At 70.7% G+C, this 18,970-nt stretch carries 23 protein-coding genes and 1 tRNA gene; 6 read left to right on the top strand and 18 right to left on the bottom strand.

Annotated elements, in window-relative coordinates:
- The first annotated feature begins 13 nt into the window (after positions 1-13).
- From AB0F82_RS18105 to AB0F82_RS18080, 6 genes are all read left to right on the top strand, one after another.
- Entirely contained in the window at positions 14-1,609 is a 1,596-nt protein-coding gene (locus AB0F82_RS18105) for a trypsin-like peptidase domain-containing protein (protein ID WP_362628591.1), read from the top strand.
- Between the two features lie 89 nt (positions 1,610-1,698).
- Positions 1,699-2,604, top strand: coding sequence for a LysR family transcriptional regulator (locus AB0F82_RS18100; protein ID WP_030647232.1), 906 nt, complete (start codon positions 1,699-1,701; stop codon positions 2,602-2,604).
- Positions 2,605-2,683: 79 nt separating this feature from the next.
- Positions 2,684-3,232 carry a cysteine dioxygenase family protein gene (locus tag AB0F82_RS18095; RefSeq protein ID WP_030816928.1) on the top strand — a complete coding sequence of 183 codons (549 nt, stop codon included), beginning with the start codon at positions 2,684-2,686 and terminating at the stop codon, positions 3,230-3,232.
- A complete protein-coding gene (locus AB0F82_RS18090) occupies positions 3,232-4,278 on the top strand; it encodes a YeiH family protein (protein ID WP_362628587.1) in 1,047 nt (348 codons plus the stop codon). Before AB0F82_RS18095 ends, AB0F82_RS18090 begins: the two co-directional genes overlap by 1 nt.
- A gap of 208 nt (positions 4,279-4,486) precedes the next feature.
- A complete protein-coding gene (locus AB0F82_RS18085; RefSeq protein ID WP_356811084.1) occupies positions 4,487-5,443 on the top strand; it encodes a trypsin-like serine peptidase in 957 nt (318 codons plus the stop codon).
- A gap of 49 nt (positions 5,444-5,492) precedes the next feature.
- A tRNA-Ser gene (locus AB0F82_RS18080) sits at positions 5,493-5,582 on the top strand.
- A gap of 132 nt (positions 5,583-5,714) precedes the next feature.
- Here the strand turns inward: AB0F82_RS18080 and AB0F82_RS18075 are convergent.
- From AB0F82_RS18075 to AB0F82_RS17990, 18 genes are all read right to left on the bottom strand, one after another.
- Positions 5,715-7,118, bottom strand: a complete 1,404-nt coding sequence (locus AB0F82_RS18075; protein WP_362628584.1) for a tyrosine-type recombinase/integrase — start codon at positions 7,116-7,118, stop codon at positions 5,715-5,717.
- A gap of 68 nt (positions 7,119-7,186) precedes the next feature.
- Complete coding sequence (locus AB0F82_RS18070; RefSeq protein WP_362628581.1) at positions 7,187-7,375, bottom strand: helix-turn-helix transcriptional regulator; 189 nt, start codon at positions 7,373-7,375, stop codon at positions 7,187-7,189.
- Positions 7,376-7,684: 309 nt separating this feature from the next.
- Positions 7,685-9,226 carry a YfjI family protein gene (locus AB0F82_RS18065; protein ID WP_362628579.1) on the bottom strand — a complete coding sequence of 514 codons (1,542 nt, stop codon included), beginning with the start codon at positions 9,224-9,226 and terminating at the stop codon, positions 7,685-7,687.
- A gap of 304 nt (positions 9,227-9,530) precedes the next feature.
- Entirely contained in the window at positions 9,531-10,472 is a 942-nt protein-coding gene (locus AB0F82_RS18060) for a bifunctional DNA primase/polymerase (RefSeq protein WP_362628576.1), read from the bottom strand.
- Positions 10,473-10,559: 87 nt separating this feature from the next.
- Entirely contained in the window at positions 10,560-11,219 is a 660-nt protein-coding gene (locus tag AB0F82_RS18055; protein WP_362628573.1) for a hypothetical protein, read from the bottom strand.
- A gap of 28 nt (positions 11,220-11,247) precedes the next feature.
- Positions 11,248-11,388, bottom strand: a complete 141-nt coding sequence (locus AB0F82_RS18050) for a hypothetical protein (protein WP_362628570.1) — start codon at positions 11,386-11,388, stop codon at positions 11,248-11,250.
- A 10-nt stretch (positions 11,389-11,398) separates the two neighbouring features.
- Positions 11,399-11,569, bottom strand: coding sequence for a hypothetical protein (locus AB0F82_RS18045; RefSeq protein WP_362628567.1), 171 nt, complete (start codon positions 11,567-11,569; stop codon positions 11,399-11,401).
- Positions 11,570-11,670: 101 nt separating this feature from the next.
- Positions 11,671-11,826 (bottom strand): hypothetical protein, encoded by a 156-nt coding sequence (locus AB0F82_RS18040; RefSeq protein WP_362628564.1) that lies wholly within the window; start codon positions 11,824-11,826, stop codon positions 11,671-11,673.
- Between the two features lie 14 nt (positions 11,827-11,840).
- The gene (locus AB0F82_RS18035; protein ID WP_362628561.1) at positions 11,841-12,287 is read right to left on the bottom strand and encodes a DUF6197 family protein; all 447 of its coding nucleotides are present in this window, start codon (positions 12,285-12,287) and stop codon (positions 11,841-11,843) included.
- Complete coding sequence (locus AB0F82_RS18030) at positions 12,284-14,452, bottom strand: type IV secretory system conjugative DNA transfer family protein (RefSeq protein WP_362628558.1); 2,169 nt, start codon at positions 14,450-14,452, stop codon at positions 12,284-12,286. The genes AB0F82_RS18035 and AB0F82_RS18030 overlap by 4 nt, the downstream gene beginning before the upstream one ends.
- Before the next feature lie 15 nt (positions 14,453-14,467).
- Positions 14,468-14,860 carry a hypothetical protein gene (locus tag AB0F82_RS18025; protein WP_362628555.1) on the bottom strand — a complete coding sequence of 131 codons (393 nt, stop codon included), beginning with the start codon at positions 14,858-14,860 and terminating at the stop codon, positions 14,468-14,470.
- A 16-nt stretch (positions 14,861-14,876) separates the two neighbouring features.
- A complete protein-coding gene (locus AB0F82_RS18020) occupies positions 14,877-15,347 on the bottom strand; it encodes a hypothetical protein (protein ID WP_362628552.1) in 471 nt (156 codons plus the stop codon).
- 673 nt (positions 15,348-16,020) lie between these two features.
- Entirely contained in the window at positions 16,021-16,242 is a 222-nt protein-coding gene (locus tag AB0F82_RS18015; RefSeq protein WP_319727020.1) for a hypothetical protein, read from the bottom strand.
- The gene (locus tag AB0F82_RS18010) at positions 16,239-16,850 is read right to left on the bottom strand and encodes a hypothetical protein (RefSeq protein ID WP_362628549.1); all 612 of its coding nucleotides are present in this window, start codon (positions 16,848-16,850) and stop codon (positions 16,239-16,241) included. Before AB0F82_RS18010 ends, AB0F82_RS18015 begins: the two co-directional genes overlap by 4 nt.
- 44 nt (positions 16,851-16,894) lie before the next feature.
- Entirely contained in the window at positions 16,895-17,233 is a 339-nt protein-coding gene (locus AB0F82_RS18005) for an RRQRL motif-containing zinc-binding protein (protein WP_362628546.1), read from the bottom strand.
- Positions 17,230-18,246: a hypothetical protein gene (locus tag AB0F82_RS18000; RefSeq protein ID WP_362628544.1), complete on the bottom strand. Its 1,017-nt coding sequence runs from the start codon at positions 18,244-18,246 to the stop codon at positions 17,230-17,232. The genes AB0F82_RS18005 and AB0F82_RS18000 overlap by 4 nt, the downstream gene beginning before the upstream one ends.
- 56 nt (positions 18,247-18,302) lie before the next feature.
- A complete protein-coding gene (locus AB0F82_RS17995) occupies positions 18,303-18,572 on the bottom strand; it encodes a hypothetical protein (RefSeq protein WP_362628541.1) in 270 nt (89 codons plus the stop codon).
- Positions 18,569-18,838: a DUF6284 family protein gene (locus AB0F82_RS17990; RefSeq protein ID WP_362628539.1), complete on the bottom strand. Its 270-nt coding sequence runs from the start codon at positions 18,836-18,838 to the stop codon at positions 18,569-18,571. Before AB0F82_RS17990 ends, AB0F82_RS17995 begins: the two co-directional genes overlap by 4 nt.
- Between the last annotated feature and the right edge of the window lie 132 nt (positions 18,839-18,970).

Genomic DNA, 18,970 nt, shown 5'->3' with positions numbered 1-18,970 from the left:
AGGAGAGAGAGCTGTGAGCACCGAGAACGAGGGCACCGCGGCCCCCACACCCCCCGCGGCCCCGTCCGTAACCCCTGCTCAGGGCTCCGAGACGGCGGCGGCCCCCGCGCCCGCTCCGCGGCCGGACCACGCCCCGCAGGACGCCGCCCCGACTGCCCCCACCGCCCCGGGTGCCGCCCCGCCAGCGGCACCCGCCGCCGCTCCGGCGCCCGCCGCCGGTGAGCAGGTGACCCAGCAGCTTCCGCCGACGCCCGCGCCGGGCACCGAGCCGACCCAGCAGATCCCGCCCGTGCCCGCGGCCCAGGCGCCCACCTACGGCCAGGACCCCGGGTACGGCCAGCCCTATGCCCAGGCCCCCGCCACGGCCGCGTACGGAGCGGAGGGCTGGCCGCCCCCGCCCCCCACCGTGCCGGCGTACGGCGCAGGCGGTTCGGGCGGCGGCCCCGTCTGGGGCGCCCACCCGACCGCCGACGGCGCCCCCGGGCCCAAGTCCAAGGGCAGGGGCGGCATGATCGCAGCCGTGCTCGTGGCGGCCCTCGTCGCAGGTGGCATCGGCGGAAGCGTCGGCTACTGGGCCGCCGAACGCAGCAGCGACGGCAGCGGCTCGACCACCATCAGCGCGACCAACACCCCGAAGGACCTCAAGCGCGAGGCCGGCTCCATCGCCGGACTCGCCGCAGGCGCCCTGCCCAGCGTGGTCACCATCGAGGCCTCGGCCGGCGACGGCGAGGGCGGCACCGGCACCGGGTTCGTCTACGACCAGCAGGGCCACATCCTCACCAACAACCACGTGGTGGCCTCCGCCGCGAACGGCGGCAAGCTCTTCGCGACCTTCTCCGACGGCAAGCGGTACGACGCCGAGGTGGTGGGCCGCGCCCAGGGCTACGACGTCGCCGTGCTCAAGCTGAAGAACCCGCCGGCCGGCCTCAAGCCGCTGGCGCTCGGCGACTCCGACAAGGTCGCGGTCGGCGACGCCACGATCGCGATCGGCGCACCGTTCGGCCTGTCCAACACGGTCACCACCGGCATCGTCAGCGCCAAGAACCGCCCGGTCGCCTCCGGTGACGGCACCGGCAGCAAGAACTCGTACATGAGCGCGCTGCAGACGGACGCTTCGATCAACCCGGGCAACTCCGGCGGTCCGCTGCTCGACGGCCGCGGCGCGGTCATCGGCATCAACTCCGCGATCCAGTCGGCCGGGAACGGCGGCTTCGGCGGCGGCCAGGCCGGCTCCATCGGCCTCGGCTTCGCCATCCCGATCAACCAGGCCAAGAACGTGGCCGAATCGCTGATCAAGACGGGCAAGCCGGTCTACCCGGTGATCTCGGTCTCCGTGGACCTCCAGGCCAAGGCCGAGGGCGCGAAGATTTCCGACCAGGGCGCGGCCGCCAACGAGCTCGTCGACCCCAACGGTCCGGCCGGCAAGGCGGGCCTCAAGCCGGGCGACATCATCACGGACTTCGGCGGCAAGCCGGTGGACAGCGGCCCGACCCTGATCAGCATGATCTGGACGTACAAGCCCGGCGACACGGTGAAGCTGACCTACCTGCGCGACGGCAAGCCGAACACCGTCGACATCACGCTCGGCTCACGGGTCGGCGACAAGTAGCACCACCGGCCACGCCAGTGGCCCGGCGACGAGGGGCCGTGGGCGGGATTCCGCCCACGGCCCCTCCAATGTCCGCTTATGCTTCGCTGGTGTTCGATTCTCGGCACATACGGACGTTCCACACGGTGGTCGCCTCCGGTTCGTACTCGGCGGCCGCCCGCGTGCTGGGCTACACCCAGCCCGCCATCACCCAGCAGATGAAGGCGCTCGAACGCGCCGTCGGCACCCCGTTGTTCACCCGCGTGGGACGCAAGATGCAGCTCACCGAGGCCGGTGAGTCCCTCTCCCGGCACGCCGAGACCATCCTCGGCAACCTCTCCGCCGCCGAGGCCCAGCTGCGGGCGTACGCGCGCCTGCGGACCGGCCGCGTCAGGCTGTGCGGCTTCCCCAGCGCCAACGTCACCCTCGTCCCGGAAGCCCTGAGCGGCCTGGCCAAGGACCATCCCGGCGTACAGGTGGAACTGCTGGAGGGAGAGCCTCCGGAGTCGCTGCGCCGGCTGGAGCGCGGTGAGTGCGACATCACCCTGGCCTTCACCTATCCCGGCCTGCACGAGGAGATACCGGAGGAGGTCGCCGAGGTCAGGCTGCTGGAGGACCAGCTGACGGTGCTGCTGCCGACCGGGCATCCGCTGGCCCGGCGCCGCGCCGTGCACCTGGCCGACCTCGCCGAGGAACGGTGGATCGCGGGCTGCCCGCGCTGCCGGGCGAACCTGCTGCACGAGTGCGCCGAGCTGGGCTTCGTGCCCGACATCCGCTTCGCCACCGACGACAACCTGGTGGTGCAGAGCCTGGTGGCCCAGGGTCTGGGCGTGGCGATGATGCCCGCGCTGGTCCTGCCCTCGCTCTCGCTGAACCGGGTCTGCGGAAGGGCGCTCCAGCCCGCCGCGCGCCGGCACATCGCCGCGTACGTCTACCGGGACCATCTGCGGATCCCAGCGACGGCCGTGGTGCTGAACGCGCTGAAGCAGGTGGCCGCGAACCGGGTCGGCTGCTGAGCAATCCATAAGCGCTGCTTGGGATTTCCGGTCACAACTGTCGTTGGACGCGATGGAACGACGCCCGCACGCTGCCCGTATGACCACCACCACACCGGCCCGTACCACCACGAGGATGGCCGCCCTCGTCAGTGAGATCCGCACGGTTGTGGAGCGGGGGCTGGCTCCCGACCTCACCGCCTACCTGGTGGGCGAACGGCTCGCCCCGCACCTCGGGGCACCCGACCTGCTGACGCCGACGCAGCAGGAGGGCGACCCGGAGCGCTACCGGCAGCACATCCTGCACGCGGAGTCCGACGGCAGCTTCTCCGTGGTGGCACTGGTGTGGCTCCCCGGGCAGGAGACCTGTATCCACGACCACGTGTCGTGGTGCGTGGCCGGGGTGCACCAGGGCGAGGAGAGCGAACGCCGCTTCCGGCTCGCACCCGGTGCCGGCCCCGCCCGCCTGGTGGCGACGGAGGACGTGGTCAACGCCCAGGGTGAGGTATGCGGTTTCGCGCCGCCCGGAGACATCCACAAGGTCCGTAACTCCTGTTCCACCAAGGCGATATCAGTGCACGTGTACGGCGCCGATGTGTCCCGGCTGGGCACCAGCATCCGTCGCGTCTACAAGCTCCCCGTCGACTGATGGCCCTCCTCCACCGCCCCCAGAGCACGGCGGTTCGGCATGTTTCACGTGAAACATCCACTCCCTGGCCCGGGTTGGCGCTGGCGGCGGGCGGAGCCCTGGTCGCCTGGTGCATCCACCGCCTCATGCCGGCCGTACCGATGCTGACCGCGTCGGTGGTGCTGGGCATCGCGGTGGCGCACGTCCCGGGGCCGCGGACCTTCGTACGAGGAGCCGCGCGCGCCGGTCTCTCCCTGGCCGGCCGGCGGCTGATGCGGATCGGCATCGTCCTGCTGGGCCTCGGCCTGGGGCTGGACCAGGTGCTCCGGCTCGGCTGGACCACGGTGGCCATGGTGGTCGGGGTGGTCGCGGCCACCTTCTTCGGCACCCTCTGGCTGGGCCGCCGGCTCGGGCTTCCGGGCGATCAGCCGCTGCTGATCGCCACCGGGTACTCGATCTGCGGGGCCTCGGCGATCGGCGCGGTGAGCGAGGTGTCGGGCAGCGACGAGGAGGACGTGGCAGCCTCCGTGGCACTGGTCACTCTGTGCGGGACCCTCGCCATCGCCGTACTCCCTCTCCTTCAGGGTCCGTTGGCGCTCTCCGACCCGGCCTTCGGGCGGTGGGTCGGCGCCGGTGTCCACGATGTCGGCCAGGTGGTGGCGACAGCGCAGACCGCGGGCCCGGACGCTCTCGGCGAGGCGGTGCTGGTCAAGCTGATGCGGGTGGCCCTGCTCGCTCCGCTGGTGGCGGCGGTCGCCCTCTCGGTACGGGCCCGGCGGCGCGGTGTTCGCACCCCCTCGGGTCGCCGGCCGGCCCCCGTGCCGCTGTTCGTGGCCGGATTCCTGGCCGCGGCCGCGCTGCGCGCCACCGGCGTGCTGCCGGACGTAGCGCTGGAGTGGGCGCACAGCGCGCAGGAGGCCCTGTTGGCGGCGGCCCTGTTCGGCCTGGGGAGCGCGGTCCACCTGCCGACGCTGGCGCGGACCGGAGGGCGGGCGGCGGCGCTGGGGCTCGGCGCGTGGGTGGTCGTCGCCGGTGTCTCGTACGTGGGCGTGATGCTCACCGTATGACGCCGCAACGGCCGGGAGTTGGCCATTTCCTGGCCGGATCCGACCGAACGTTCTGACTGGCCGCTGACTTTGACGCGGGGCCGTGCCACTCTGCCCCGGCAAGCCGCACCACGTACGACGCACCACGCACAGCCGATCCGCACCGACCGCTCTTCACCCCCACCCTGCCCGGCTCCGACCGGTCCGGGCACGGCAGAAGGAGTCATGCGTGAATCGTCATCGCACGGCCTTGTCCGTCCTGCTCTCGGCGGGCGCCCTGGTCGCGGGCGTCCTGACGGCGGCCACCCCCTCGATCGCGGCGGACGCCCCGGCATCCTTCCGGCAGCAGCACACCCAGGGCTTCTGGACCGCCGAGCGGATGCGGGAGGCCACCCCGCTCGACGTGACGGCGGTCCCCGGCGCTGCCCGCACCCCGGTGGCCACGTCCGCCGCACCCACCGCCATCGCCCCGACCGCCGCGGTGTCTGCCGCAGCACCCACGGCGTTTCCGCAAGCGGGCGGGGCCTGGACGGGCGGAGGCGCGGTCGTGAAGACGTCGGGCCGGGTCTTCTTCACGATGGGCGGCCGCACCGCCTCCTGTTCCGGCAACTCGATCACCAGTGCCAACGGCAGCACGGTGATGACGGCCGGCCACTGCGTGAAGTACCAGGGCGCCTGGCACACCAACTGGGTCTTCGTGCCCGCCTACAACAACGGGTCGGCGCCCTACGGCCAGTGGTCGGCCACCAAGACCTTCGCCACCGACCAGTGGGCGGCGAGCGAGGACATGAACATGGACGTCGGCCTTGCCGTCGTCGCCCCGCTGAACGGCCAGACCCTCAGCCAGGCCGTCGGCGCCCAGGGGGTCCTCTTCAACGGCGGCTACAACAAGAAGATGTACTCCTTCGGCTTCCCCGCTGCGGCCCCGTACGACGGCACGAAGCTGGTCTACTGCAGCGGCAACAGCGGCAAGGACTTCCTGCTCACCAAGGACCACGGCCTGGGCTGCAACATGACCGGCGGCTCCAGCGGCGGGCCCTGGTTCCAGGACTTCAACGAGGCCACGGGCCTGGGCACCCAGGTCTCGGTGAACAGCTTCGGCTACACCTTCCTGCCGAACCGGATGTACGGCCCGTACCTCGGCAACGAGGCGAAGGCCGCCTACGACAAGGCCCAGGCCTCCTGACCTCACAGTCGCCCGCCACCCCCGCCCGGCCGGTACTCTGTACCGGCCAGGTGGGTTGCCCGAGCGGCCTAAGGGAACGGTCTTGAAAACCGTCGTGGCAGCGATGTCACCGTGGGTTCAAATCCCACACCCACCGCCAGGTCAGAGAAGTAGCAGGTCAGAGGGCGTGATCCCATTTGGGGGTCACGCCCTCTCTGCTCGCCCTGTCTCACCCTGAATCGCCCCTGTCACGCTGTTGACCAGCGCGTGCGGCCAACTTGTGGCCAGGCTGTCATGCCCCTTCGGGTGTGCTTTCCTCCGCTAGAGCCTGATCGATGAGCTGGTTCGACACCTGCTGCTGGCCGCGCAGGATCTTCGCGTAGAACTTCCACAGGACGGCCACGCTGTGGCCAGCACGACGGGCCACTTCCACTGGGTCGACACCTGCTTTGATCCAGAGCGATACACCAGCGTGCCGAAGCGAGTAAGGGACCTCCGCGAGCGGCGTATCCACATCCGCGGCGGGCAGCGCCTTCTCCCGGGCTTCGTCCCATACGCGGGTGTACTCGTTTGAGCCGACACGGCCACCTTCCACCGCGCGGAACAGCCGACCATCGGCGGCCGCCCCTTCGCGCTCCAGGTGGCTGCGAAGGAGCTGTACGAGCGCCGGCGGCACGGGCACCGAACGACTGGCCTTGCGCGCCCGCCGCTTGAGCCCCCGTTCGTCGTAGGGTGTCCCGCTGTCCGTCCAGCCCGCCCCAACCTCAGGGCGGCTTCGGCGTAGGAGCAGCTCACCCCAGCCCGTCGATGGCAGCTTGCAGTCGGCTTTGGCGAGGGCGGCCACCTCAGACGGGCGCATCGCGGCGTAGTACATGCAGCCGAAGAACGCGTGGAGGTGCTGGCCGCGGCTGCCTTGTGCCTGGACGGCATCCAGGAGCCGACGGGCAAGCTCGGGACCGGGGACGTACTGGAAGTCCACTTCGTCGTCGGTCTGCGGAGGGTTCCAGTCGACCTTGGGCAGCGGATTGGTGGGCAAGGCGTCGCATTCGACGGCGTACCGGAGGGCGTTGCTCAGGACGGCGCGCTTGCGCCTAATCGTGTTGTCCGCCGCGCGCTTGCCGTTGAGACGCCGGGAGATGGCGGCAAGAGCACGGCGCAGGTTCTCCGCCTCTGCCACTTCGGACACGCGGAGGGAATGGCTGGCCATCCACTCCAGCGCCTGGACTGCGGGCGCCGGCGGTGGCTCGGCCTTCATGCGGGGGACAGTGTTCCCCTCAGGGTCCAACGTCATCTGGAAGGCCCATGACCGCAAGGCCAGTCGCAGCACCTTCGGATCAGGGGCCGACTTCCCACCCGAGACGAGAGCCATAGTCACGTTCGTCATCGCCTCCGCAATGCCGACTCGGTGTTTGGCCGCAGCGTCCGGCCACTTCATACAGGCGTATGCCCTGGCGTGTTCGAACCAGGTGGGTGACTTGAGCTGGCGAAGTTCCGACACCGGCAGCCCGGATGTCACATCGAACTGTTCACCCTTACGCACCGCTTCCATGAGCTGAGCGCGTCGACCATCGGCGAGGGTCTTGGTCAGAAAAGGGGCCTGATGCTCTTCTCCCCCCACGATCCACCGGAGCTGGTAAGGGGCGCTCTTGCTCTGGCGGCTCCTGATGCCCCAGATCCGTACGTCGTAGCTGTACAAGTCGACTCCGTTCAAGGAAACAAAACGGGCTCCAGCCGGACTGGCTGGAGCCCGAGATGACGGACGGGTTATGCGGCCGCTGTCTCGCAGGCAGCCAGCCAGTCATCGAGGTCCGCTCGGCGGACGCGGAGCTGCCCGTTGGGGAGCTTGTAGAGGCGCGGTCCCTGGCCGCGGGCGCGCATCCGGTAGAAGGCTGCTCGGCTCATGCCGAGTTCGGTGAGGACGTCGGCGAGCTTGAGCATCTGCGGGCGGGCCATCGGGCTCCTTCAGCTCGGTCCGGGGTGCGAAAACCCCGGAAAGTACTGACAGAACTGACAGAACCTCGCCATCTGGCCTCTGACCTGCGGATTTGGCGGGTTCGGTCCGCGTGACACAACCTCAAAAAACTCTGACAGAACCTCGAAAACCTAGGTTCTGTCAGACCGGACGGCTCGCCCCGCGGCGAGGTTTTTGGAGTTCTGTGTGAGTTTTCGGAGGTTTTGTCACACCTCCGAAAGTGCTCGTTTTTGCAGGTCAGGGGCCTCGTCGGGAGGTTCTGTCAGTTCTGTCAGAGGTTTCGGGGGTTTTCAGGCTGCGGGGGTGAGGCGGGGGTGGGTCTCGTAGCGGGGCGAGGGCGGCCGGCCGCCGCGTGTGGTGCGCGGCCGTGGGGGCTGCTGGCGGATCCAACCGTGCTCCTCCAGGAGGTCCAGGGCGGGGTCGAGGTCACCCATAGCGGAGAACTCGCTGCGGGGCATCGCGCGGAAGAGGTCGCGCTTGGTGAAGGTCGCTGTGCGGGTCTCGGTCAGGTGGGTCAGGACGGTGTGGGCGGCTTCTTGGGCGGGGTCGGCCTTCATGGCGTTGAAGACGTCGAGGGCGTGGGCGGTGAAGTAGTCCCCGAGGCGGGTGGCGGCGGCCATGGTTGCGGCGGCGATCGGCCGCGTCCAGGCGTCCTCGGGGTGGGCGGCGAGGTGGAGGAGGCCTGCGATGCGGGCGACGGCGCCGTCGCGCTTGCTGGCCCAGTTCACGATCGGCGCGAGGCTCCCGTCCTTGCGGAGCCGGGATTCCGTGACGCGCTGGTAAGCCAGCAGGACAGCGTCAGCCTCCGATGTGAGGGTGAGTTCGGCAGATTTGGTCCAGCCCGCGAGAGTCAGGGCCAGACACCCGAGCTTCCGGGCGTAGGTGCCGGCGGTGTCGGGGCTGAGGAGTTCGGGGGTGAGGTTGCGGTAGCCGACGAGGGATTCGGGCTTGGAGTAGAGGAACCGGGCGAGCAGGCCGCGGCCGTCGGCGCCCTTGATCTGGCCGATGGAGTCCAAGACATCCGGCTGCACGGCGAGGCCCATGGTGATGGCGGGGTTCTCGATGTACTGGGCGTCTCGGGCCTGGCGGTTGACGCGGGCCATGTCGCCGGCGTGGCCCTTGAGGAAAATCCCCATGTTCGGGAGGCCGGAGTAGCGTCCGGCGATGATCTCGAAGATCTCTCCCTCCGGGGACAGGATCGCGATCCGTCCGTCCTGCTGGGCGAGGAGGCTGGTCAGGCTCTCGGCCGTGACGTCGTCCGCGATCAGCTGCGGCTCCGCCGGGACGACAGCCCGCTCCGCAGCCTCGGACAGAGAAGCGGCCTGAGCAGTCAGATCGGCCAGCTTCTCGGCATCGGCGTTGGCCGCGAGCTTCTCGGCCTTCTCGGCCGCAGCCTTCGCAATCCGGGCGGAGGCGGCAGCCTCGGCGCGCTGGGGCGCCGTGAGTTCGATGAGGGCCTTCTCGGCGGCGAGGAGAGGCTTGGTCATGAGCCCGAACACTGCGCTCTTTCGGTTGCCGGGTGGCAGCGCGACGGCGGTGTAGAGGTTGACCGGCTCGCTCCACTGCCCCCGCACGGTCACGGTGAGGCGCCCGCCGGCGGCCGTGCCGATGACGGCGAGTGCGAGGCACCCGGCGAGGTCGACGGGCGTCTGCGTCTCCTCCGCAACACCGGCGGTCATGGCGGCGAGCCAGTCAGGCAGAGCGTCCACGGGGAAGGTGGGGAGCTGCCCGCGCGGGTTGAGCGGTACGGGCTCTTCCCATCCGGGCCCGGCAACGTCCTCCGGGGTCATCTCGTCGAATCCGGCCCACAGCTCGGGGTCGTGCGTGGTCATGCGGCTTCCCTTCGCGAGGTGAGGCGGGAGCAAGCTGTGCGGTGCTCTGCGTGGTCGGCGATGAGCGCGAGGGCGCGGGCTCGGCCCGCGGCGAAGACGTCCCGGCCGCAGGAACACCAGGACCGGACGCTCGGGCTCGCGCCGTACGAGGGCGAGGCGACGATGTGGAGCCAGGCCATCGGCCGGCGCCCGTCGTCGGCGAGCGGGTCAGGGCGAACTGATGAAGGGACGCCTTCGGCGACGACTTTCGGCGCGCCACCGGCGTCCGGGGTGGGGGCCGGTTCGGCGGGGCTGGGGCGGGCGGTCATGGCGCCTTCACCAGCACGGCGCCGAACCCGTTGGTAACAGCCCGCTCGGCGTACGCCTCAGGGACGTCCACGGACACGGCCGCGTCGATGATGTGCCGGGCGAGGATCTCCAGGCCGCAGGGGCCGGGGCAGGCGGTGTGCTGGTTGGCGAGGAAGCGGGCGACGCCGTAGGCCTTGGATCCGGCGCCCTCGTCGCGGCAGGCGGTGATCCTGGCGAGCCCACGTTCCAGGCCGGTGCGGACGAAGGTCTCGTTGTGGCGGCAGCCGGTAGCGACCGATCGGTCCCAGGTGGCCCGGGCCGGTGAGGAAGAGTCCACCTCCCCTCCCCGGGAGCGGGTGGAGGTGGACTCTTCCCTGCCGACCAGGGCGAGCACGGTATCGGGCAGAGTGGTCATGGTGCCGGTCCCGGTGTTGATCCAGCGGGCGTAGGACATCAGGGACTTGATGTCCACGCCGGGCCGGACCCCGTTGGCGGACTGCATGGCGCCCCGGTAGACCCAGTGCTCCCCCCGGGTGGTCACCACGGTCTTCGTCGCGGGAAGGGTCTGGTGGGCCCAGGCGACCGCGTCGGCGTTGTCGAGGTCCACGACCGTGAGGTGGGCCCCGCCGGGGTGGTAGGCGACCCCTCCGGCCTGCCGCCACGAGCGGGCCCACGCCGGAGAGGTGAGGACGGCCGGGTCGGTGGTGGCAGCGGCCCAGGCGTGGCACGGGGCCGGGCACTGGCAGGGCCCGGCGAACTTCATGTTCGGCCGGTCCCCGCACCGGCAGGGCCCTGCCCCCTTGCTGCTGGTGCAGGCGGCACAGTTCCCGACGGGGAGCTTGCTCGCGCGCAGGGGCAGGACGGGCAGTCCGATCCCGGCGAGCCAGAGCCCGGTACGCAGGTGAGTGGGTAAGGCCGGTTGGCGGGGGTCTCGCGGGAAGTCGGTGGGGTCAGCCATGCTGGAGTCCTCCACAGGTCTGTTGATGGGTTGTGGACGAGGGCGGCCCCGCTTCATTGGCGTGAGAGGGGGCCGCCCTCGGCGTAGCTAGCGCCGGTGCGGGTGGCGGTGGTCGAGGAGCGCGAAGGTCAGCGCGGACTCGGCGATCCGGCCGAATCCGAAGGCGGCGTCGGGGAAGGCTTCGAGGTTCTCGGTGGAGGCGAGCAGGTCGAAGGTGTCGGGGATGTCGGGCTCGTCGAGACCGTGGACGTAGGCCCACAGGTCTCCCAGCCGCTCCAGCTCGCCCCGGGCCCGCTCGAACCCTGCGTGCCCGCTCCAGCCGTCGAGCCCCTTGAAGGCGGGCGGGTAGGGGAACACCTCGTCGGGGATGACGGTGCGGCCGTCGGACGTGCGGCCCAGGACAACGAGCGGAGGCTCGTGGCCGTCGAGCACGCGCTGGATCGCCCAGGCGGTGCCGTACGCGTAGGCGGCGGCCGCGTCCTCGTACAGGTCGGCCATCCGTCGCTCGTGCTCGCCGTGGGAGCGGCCGATCGTGAACAGCGCGCGGTCGTGCGGCCGGTCCGGCACCCCGGAGGACCGGCCGGGCACGCTGATCGCGCCGTCCAGGAGTCGAAGCCGGTCGAGGTTGTACTGCGCGCCCGCAGCTTCTGCGGCGCGGTGGGCGGTGCGGGCTTCACGGGCGGCAGCGCCCAGAGCGGACACACTGTCGGTCAGGGTCTCGAACCACGGCATCGTGGTGCTGGTCATGGGGTTCTCTCCTCAGTGGCGGGTGTGGTCAGCAGTCGTCGCAGTCGCAGTCCTCGGGGTCCTGCTGGCAGTGCGGGCAGCGGGGGCAGTCGCATCCGCAGGCGTGGCCGGCGCCGGTGCAGTAGCAGAGGCAGTGCCCTTCGCCGCAGGCGAAGTCGTCGTCGGACATGTCGTGCTCCTCAGTGGCGGGTGTGGTCGGTGGCCAGGGCGGTCAACCGCTTGGCCTCGTCGGGGGCGACGTGGCGGTAGCGGACGGAGACCCGGCATCCGGGGTGCAGGCAGCGGACGGTGTGCGTGCCGGTGAGGAGCGCGAGCGCGTCGCCGACGCGCTCGGACAGGGGCTGGTTCACGCGGTGGCCTTTCGGCGGTTGACGAGTGGTGGCGCGGCCGGACATGCGTGAGGGCGGCCCGGACTCTGGCGAGAGGGGCCGCCCTCCTTGTCTGGGGGCGTTCAGTTGTTGATCTGCCTGCGGAGGGCGGCGACGAGGCGGAGGATTTCGTGTGCCATGTCGGCGATCGCCTGCAGTTGCTCCTCCACGTCGGCCGGTTCGGTGAAAGAGAAGGACGGTTCGTTGTTCGGCTTGGGGTCGGTGAAGGAGAACGACACGGGCGGCTCCGGACTCAGATGTTCAGGTGGTGTGCGCGCTGGATGGCGGCCTCCCACACGCCGCGGACCTGGGGGCCGGTGTGGGAGTCGTTCCAGGTGGGGATCGCGTCCCACTGCTTGCCGTGCTGGCGGCGGGCTTCGTCCAGGAGGAGGTTGCCTGCGTCGCGGTAGGCGGTGTTGCGGGTGCCGGCGGCGGCTCGCAGGGCGCCGATGGAGCAGCGGGCGCCCTCGGGGTGGATGAGATGGCGCTTGGCCCAGCCGTGGGTGTCGAGGAACACGAGGGCGTCGGTGAGGGTCTTCTCGACCGGCCCGGGCCGGTGTACGGGCAGGGTCGCGGCGAGGACGGCGGGCGCGGCCGGCGCCGCGGGGACGTCGGGTTCCGGGGCGGGGTCGAGGAGCTGGAACGCTTTCGCGTACAGGTCCGGGTCGATGGGGGTGAAGCGGGTTGTGGTGCGGTTCATGCTGCCCTCCACAGTCCGTTTTCGTTGGTGATCTCGTCGCGCTTCTTCAGTTCGGACAGGCGCGGCTTGATGTTCTTGGCGGTGGTGCCGAGCTTTCGGGCGATGGTCTCGGCGGTCATGGGGATGGCTTCCTCCCTCAGGAGTTCGAGGATTCGCGGCTTGATCAGCTCCTGTCCGTCCGAAGCAGGTGCGGGGCCGGCGGGGCCGGTCTGGGCCCGCTGCTGCGGCAGCGCGGACGCTCCCTGCTGGGCTTTGGTGAGGAGGTCGGCGAGGCTGCCGATCAGGTTCTTGCCGCGCTGGTCGACCATCGGGGTCTGCGCGATCGCCTCCGCGTGCTGCCACGCCTCGCAGTCCTCCACGGCGACGGGCGGCTGGTTTCCGGCGAGGGATGCGGGCGGGACGTCCAGGTAGAGGGAACGGAACTGGACGGCCTGCGATCCGGGGGTCAGGAGGTAGCCCAGGCCGAAGGTGGCGTCCTCGGGCTTGGCGACGGCTGTGGTGTCCAGGCCGGACATGTCGCGGTCGGCTACTTTCTGAGCCTGACCGGGCCACGAGTCGGGGATCAGCGACAGGTCGATCCCCTCCGCCCCCTGGACTGCATTCGCACCGACCAGGGAGCCCTGGCCCTTGGCGCAGCGCAGGAAGACCGCGCCGCCGCCGATCAGGAGCTGGGAGCGGATGATCGAGGAGTTGCCGAGGTCTTCGGCCAGCGGGGTCTGCGTGGCCAGGACCACGCCGATACCCCTCTTCAAGGACCGGCGGGTCATCTGCTCCACGATCGCTTTCGCCTCCGCGTGATAGGGCGAGGAGGTCGCCAGCAGCATGTGTGCCTCGTCGATGACGGCCAGGATCAGCGGGTCGGTGAAGGGGAAGGACGGGGAGCGGTAGCGGCTCTCGCGGTCGAGCATCAGCGCGTAGGCCAGGCGCAGGGCGCCCATCGCCTCGTCCAGGCCGTCCCCGCAGAAGGCAGTCAGCGGGGCTCCGGCGATGGTTCCGGCCTGCGGGGAGGACAGGATCACCGCGATCCGGGAGCGGTGGGCGGAGAGCAGGATCTGTTCCAGCACTCCGGACTTTCCGGAGCGGGATCCGCCGACGAGGTAGAGGTGGCGGGCGCCGGATCCGGGCTGGGCGAGGGGCACGAGGGCGGGCTGGGCGTCGATGTATGTGCCCAGGCGGACGTATCCGCGGGAGTCCATCGCCAGCTCGTTCGCGACGGTGGAGAGCATCGTGCCGTGCATGAGCGTGTGCTCCTTCATCACACGCACGCCCATCTGCGTGGGCTTGTCGGTGGCGGCCAGGGCGACCTGGATGTTCGACAGGTCGAGGTTCCCGGCCAGGTCCTGGATGTTGACCGTTCCGATGGCCTTCCGCTCCCGGGTGGCGATGCCCTCCCAGTCCAGGGGGCCGTCGTAGCGGGTCAGGGTCAGGCGGGTGCCGGGCATCGCGCCGTCGGGGATAGCGACGTGCGCGGCCCACAGCTCCTCGGGCGTCGTCGGGACGCCGGCCGCAATCTCCGGCGCCGCCGTCGCCTTCTTGAGGTGCACGGTGACGGGCAGCGCGTTCGGCGCGTAGTGCTTGGGATCGCCCAGCTCCACCCGGGAGACGGGAATCCCGTAGACGGAGGCGATGTCCGCGGCCTTCACCCTCACCTGCTGGCCCTGGGGGAGCGTGATGACCCCGGTGAAAGACACGTGCTCGTCCCCGACGTCCAGGGCGAGGTGCGCGAGCACGGCCCCGGGCTGGATCAGCTTGCGCCCCTCGGTCTGCGTCGGGCCGGAGATGAACTCCGCCCACCACGCCGTGATCACCTGCACCTGCGAGGACTGCCCCGCCGGAGCCGCGGCCGTCGCGGCGGGCAGGGCTGCGAGTTCGCCGCCGGTGTTGCGGTAGTGGGCCAGGGCTGCGGCTCCGGCTGGGACGGCGAGACCGAGGGCGAACAGCGGGTCCATGCCGCTGGCCAGGATCTGGTGAGCGGCGATGCCGCAACCGCTGGTCGTGATCCCACAGGCGATCAGCGAGCGCAGGACGGGGGCGGAGGCACCGATGGCCCACGCCCCCGCCCCGGCCGCCGCAGCGGCAAGAGCGGACCACGGGCCGACCGTGAGCGCCCCCACGGCGAGGGCGGCGGGCGCGTACTGGATGAACTGTGTGCGGGTCGGCCCCATGGCCCCTGCTCCTTCCTACTGCTGGGTGTAGAAGGCGGCTTCGGCCATTTCGACCGGGGAGGTGTCCACCGCGTCGGCGATGCCACCGTGCTCGGACTCGGTCGTGGTCTTGGCGTCGTCGGCGGCCGCGGCCGCACTGTCCGCCGCCGCGGTGTAGGCGCCGGCCGCTTCCTTGGCGCCCGTCATGGTCAGGGCCGCGTCGGCGAACTCGGCCGTGGTGGCGGCGTCCACGGCCAGCGCCTTCATCGTCTCGGAGGCGTCCTGCATCTGCTCCGCCGTCTCGTCGACGTCGGCGGCAAGCTTGGTGACCGTCTCGGCGTGCGCGTGGACCTGGTGAGTGAGCCAGGCCAGCTTCGTGCGCAGGGCCGCGTACGTGGCGGCGTCCTTCAGGGTTTCGGTGACAGACATCCGGGCTGCTCCTCGTCTATCGGGCGTTGTAGAAGTCGCGTTCGGCGGGCTTGGTCAGCGGGGAGTCGGCGACGGCCCGGAAGATCTGGCCGTGGCGGACCTCGGCGTTTGCGGACGCGGTACGACAGGCCTCCTCGCCGCCCTGGATCTGGTCGTGGAGCTTCTTCGCGGCGGCGGCCTGCAGGTCGAGCTGCTCTTTCAGGTGCTCGCACTTGCCGATCAGGTTCGAGCCGACGCCCTTCTCCGTGATCTCGGCGATGAGGACGTCGCAGTCCGCGGCCAGCTGCGACGACTCGTCCACCAGCTCCATGGCTGTCTCGGAGCTGGACTGGCACAGTGTGGCGGCGCCCTCGGCGAGGTCGATGACCTGCGTCAGGGTGATGACCTCGCCGCCGCTGTAGGTGCGGGACTTCCCCTGGGCGGTGGTGACGTGGATGCCGTTGGCGTCGACGGTCGCGGTGTGCGGGATAGGCGGGTTGGGCTGCATCGCGGGGTCCTTCCTGATCTGCTCGGGGATCGTGACGGCGGGCGGCGCAGGGACCGTGCCGGTTGGCGGGATCGTCGGCCCTGCAGCAGGTGTGGGAGCAGCGGCCGCGGACGGCGGCGGGGTCGGCGGCGTTGGGGGCTTCGGCGGCGGGGCCGTCGGGGGTGTGGCGGGCGCCGGCGGTGTAGTGGGCTTCGGCGGCACCGTGGCCCCGGAGGCAGGCGCAGAGGGCTCCGGAGGAGCCGTGGCGGAAGGCGAACCGGAAGGCGCCTTCCCCGGCTTTTTCAGGTAGGCGGAGCGCCATCCGTCACGCAGTCCCCCGGCCCAGTGGGCACCCGCCAGCAGCCCGTAATGCGCTTTCGCGGCAGCGTTGTAGGGGGCGTTTCGGAAGGTGTCCGGCGCCCGGGTCGGCTGCCATTTCCCTTTCGGCTTGGGTGGGGGTTTCTTGATGCCCGCTTGCTCGTATTTGCCGTGGGTGTTGTCGACGCCGACGAGGTAGGTGATGGCGAGCAGGATGAGGAGTTCCACGAGCCTCCTTCCATGACACTGTGTAGTTGTCGGGGGTTACCGGTTACCGGTTACAGGCCCTGCGTGCCCGGTTCGGGCCGCCCAGAGCGGTCCCGGGGCGGTGCCTGGGGGCTGTAACCGGTAACCAGTAACCGGACGTCGAGCCGACTCAGCGTGACGTGCCGATGTCGCTGACGGTGTCGTTCGCGGTGTTGAAGACGGATTCGAGGGTGCTGCGGATCTCGTCACTGAACGGCGTGTACGGGAGGAAGATTCCGGAGACGATCAGCAGCAGGCAGATCATCTGCTGCTTTCCCTTGGTCTTCTTGAAGGTGAAGAACACCGCCCAGCAGAACAGGGCCAGGGCGAAGAACTGGAGCGTCATTCTCATGCACCCTTCTCGAAGGTGAATCCCTTGTTGTTCGCAGGGGTGACCGCACCGGAACCGGAGGGTGCGGAGAGCTTCTTGTAGGCGACGAGCCCGCCACCGCCCACCAGCGCCACCCACAGCCACGGGCTGGAGGTGATGCCACCGCCGGAACCGTCGGCGGCCTCCTTGGCCTTAGGGGTCGTGCTGCCGAGAGTGGGGGCGGCGCAGGCGGGGATTTTCGCGACCTCGTAGGAGGCGGCCTTGGCCACGGCCGCCGCCCGGACCTTCATGCACTCCAGGTAGACGGCCATCTCCCGCTCGTACAGGGCCTTGGCCGCGGCTTCCTCGGTCTGCGCGCGCTGTTTGTCGGCCTCGACCTCGACCAGGGTGTTCGCGGCCTGTTCCTTGGCCCGCGCGCGGTCCTGGGCGGCCTGCTCGCCCTGCATGCTGGTGACGGCCACGACGGTGCCGCACACGGCGAGGACGGCGATGGTGCCGCACACGGCGAGAGCGGCGGTGTTGCGGCGTACCCCGCTGAACTTGGCGGAGAACTTGGACGACGTGCTGGGCTTTTCCGGGGCTGCGGGGTTCATGCGGGTGAACTCCTTGTCCCAGTCGATGCCGGACATGGCGGCCCCCTCCTTCCGGTGCTCAGGGGTGAAGAGTCGTGTGTTCAGGCGGCGCGCTGTTCAGGGAAGTCGTGGCAGGCCACGCACATGCCGAGCGAGGTCGGGATCACGTACGGGAGGTGATCCCGACAGACCGGGCATCGGCGGCGGGCCGCATCCGCTTTGGCGAGAGCCGCCCACCGGTTGGGGGTCATCGGCCGGACCGGCTTCGCGAGGTCGACCCGGTACAGGTAGGCGACCAGCGGGCCCCGCCGTCGGCGCGGGCGCTCCAGCTGGGCGACGACATCCTGCCCGCCGGGCCGAAGCCCGACGGCGCGGAGCTGACGACGAGTGGCCAGACCCTCAGGTGCGAGGCGCCACCGGTAGACGGGGAGGGTGCTCACCGGGGGCTCTCCTCCTGAGCCATAAGCGTGGTCCACGCGCCCCGGATGCGTGCCTCGCCCCCGGTGAATCCGGAGTCGCGAAAGGCGGCGGCGGTCTGCCGGTAGGACAGGGGCGGGTCGGCGGAGTAGCGCAGGAACCGGAGGACGACCACGATCTGTTCGTCGGTCAGCGGTTCGGCGATCAGTGGGGTGGGCACCCCGGCGATGGCAGCGACCTCGTCGAGCGTCACGGGCGGGAGGGCAGGCGTGACGGAGGGCGTGACGCCCCCCTCTTCCAGGCCGGTCGACGGGTCGCTGACCTGCGTGCCTTCCGCGTCACGCCCACCCGTGACGGGACCCTCGTCGGAGGCCGTTTCGGGGACCGGAGGGAGGGCGGGAGTCACGGCCGCCGTGACGGCGTCACGGCCAGCCGTGACGGGCTCGGCAGGGGGTGTGACGGTGATCGCGAACATGTCGCCCAGGGCCACGTCCGCACCGGTGGTGATCCGCTCCCGCTGGACATCCAGCAGCCGGGCCCCGAGCGTGGTGTCCGACCTGCCGACTTTCCGGGCCAGACGCCACGACGCCCGATCCGACCGCTCCCGGATCTTCTCGTCGGGGTGGTTGGCGGCGCGGGCGCGGTGGTAGGCCAGGGCCTGCACCACCGACGCGGCCTTTGCTTCGGCCTCGGCGTCCCGGCCGTCGACATGGACCACGATCCGCCGGGCGAGGAACGCCATGCCCTCGGCAGAGACCGACATGCCCAGCGGGGTGATCGCGTAGATGACGGTGCGGGGCCCGTCCGGGGCGGCGACCGCGGACATGGCCGACGCGGCGGCCGGCAGCGCCCACAGCCCGGCACGGACCACGGCCGGGGAGGACTGACCCAGCATGGTCAGCCCCAGCAGCACCAGCGCCAGGACGGCGGTGGCGCCTTCACCGGCCGCGACCGCGCCGAGCGCGGTGCCGGAGTTGTACGCGCCCTTGATGTTGGAGTACGTCCCGTACCCGCCAGCCGCCCCAGTGGCCAGCATCGGGACGAACGCGAGACCGAGGACAGCCTTCTGGGCTCCCGTTAGCGGGCGGCCGTTCACCGGTCCACCCCGTCCTTCATGGGCTCGAACGGGGTGTAGGTGACGGGCTCCTCGGCGGTGCGGGTGCGGATCGCGTCCGCGGCCAACCGGGGGTCCCGGGTGACGGCGCGGTTCGATTCGATGATGATCCGCACGGCGAGCGCCCGGCGTTCCAGCAGCCGGTAGTAGAGCCGCTCGTCCGCCTTCTCGATCGACGGCAGCGGCAGGTTCAGGGCTTCCACGATCGCTCCCAGCAGATCGACGTGAGCTTCGGTGCGGTCGTTCATGCCGCGTCCCCCGAGACCTGCGTGCTGGCGGCGCGGTTGGCCGCGTCCCGGCGGGCGGTCAGTACCCGGTTGTGGGCCCGGCGGATCCGGCGGGCGTCGAACTCCGACGCAGGCCGGTCCAGCAGGGCGATCAGTGCATCCCACAGCTCGACCTCGGCGGAGATGACCGGCATCTCCGCCTCGATCGCGTCCAGCTCAGCGTCCGTCGGCTCCAGATCGGCCGGCAGCTGGGTAACACCCGTGTGACGTGCAACGATTGACTTCATTGGGTCTTGCTCCTCTCAGACAGGAACGGGCCCGAACAGCAGCCCCGGTGTTCGCGCACCGGGGCTGCACGTCGTTGTGAAGCAGGAAGAACTCCAGCTCCCCCACCCCGCCCGTACACCGCGGAAGGCGGC

It is taken from the genome of Streptomyces virginiae (assembly GCF_040638905.1).
Lineage (GTDB): Bacteria > Actinomycetota > Actinomycetes > Streptomycetales > Streptomycetaceae > Streptomyces > Streptomyces virginiae_B.
This window is presented reverse-complemented; position numbering and strand designations above follow the sequence as displayed.

Excerpts from the sequence above, each read along its gene's own strand:
- AB0F82_RS18055 (WP_362628573.1), bottom strand. The coding sequence starts at position 11,219 with ATGACCAGCACCACGATGCCGTGGTTCGAGACCCTGACCGACAGTGTG.
- AB0F82_RS18010 (WP_362628549.1), bottom strand. The coding sequence starts at position 16,850 with ATGTCCGGCATCGACTGGGACAAGGAGTTCACCCGCATGAACCCCGCA.
- AB0F82_RS18070 (WP_362628581.1), bottom strand. The coding sequence starts at position 7,375 with ATGGCCCGCCCGCAGATGCTCAAGCTCGCCGACGTCCTCACCGAACTC.
- AB0F82_RS18095 (WP_030816928.1), top strand. The coding sequence starts at position 2,684 with ATGACCACCACCACACCGGCCCGTACCACCACGAGGATGGCCGCCCTC.
- AB0F82_RS18035 (WP_362628561.1), bottom strand. The coding sequence starts at position 12,287 with ATGAACCGCACCACAACCCGCTTCACCCCCATCGACCCGGACCTGTAC.
- AB0F82_RS17995 (WP_362628541.1), bottom strand. The coding sequence starts at position 18,572 with ATGAACGACCGCACCGAAGCTCACGTCGATCTGCTGGGAGCGATCGTG.
- AB0F82_RS18050 (WP_362628570.1), bottom strand. The coding sequence starts at position 11,388 with ATGTCCGACGACGACTTCGCCTGCGGCGAAGGGCACTGCCTCTGCTAC.
- AB0F82_RS18090 (WP_362628587.1), top strand. The coding sequence starts at position 3,232 with ATGGCCCTCCTCCACCGCCCCCAGAGCACGGCGGTTCGGCATGTTTCA.
- AB0F82_RS18025 (WP_362628555.1), bottom strand. The coding sequence starts at position 14,860 with ATGTCTGTCACCGAAACCCTGAAGGACGCCGCCACGTACGCGGCCCTG.
- AB0F82_RS18065 (WP_362628579.1), bottom strand. The coding sequence starts at position 9,226 with ATGACCACGCACGACCCCGAGCTGTGGGCCGGATTCGACGAGATGACC.
- AB0F82_RS18020 (WP_362628552.1), bottom strand. The coding sequence starts at position 15,347 with ATGCAGCCCAACCCGCCTATCCCGCACACCGCGACCGTCGACGCCAAC.
- AB0F82_RS18000 (WP_362628544.1), bottom strand. The coding sequence starts at position 18,246 with ATGCTGGCCACTGGGGCGGCTGGCGGGTACGGGACGTACTCCAACATC.
- AB0F82_RS18060 (WP_362628576.1), bottom strand. The coding sequence starts at position 10,472 with ATGGCTGACCCCACCGACTTCCCGCGAGACCCCCGCCAACCGGCCTTA.
- AB0F82_RS18015 (WP_319727020.1), bottom strand. The coding sequence starts at position 16,242 with ATGAGAATGACGCTCCAGTTCTTCGCCCTGGCCCTGTTCTGCTGGGCG.
- AB0F82_RS18030 (WP_362628558.1), bottom strand. The coding sequence starts at position 14,452 with ATGGGGCCGACCCGCACACAGTTCATCCAGTACGCGCCCGCCGCCCTC.
- AB0F82_RS17990 (WP_362628539.1), bottom strand. The coding sequence starts at position 18,838 with ATGAAGTCAATCGTTGCACGTCACACGGGTGTTACCCAGCTGCCGGCC.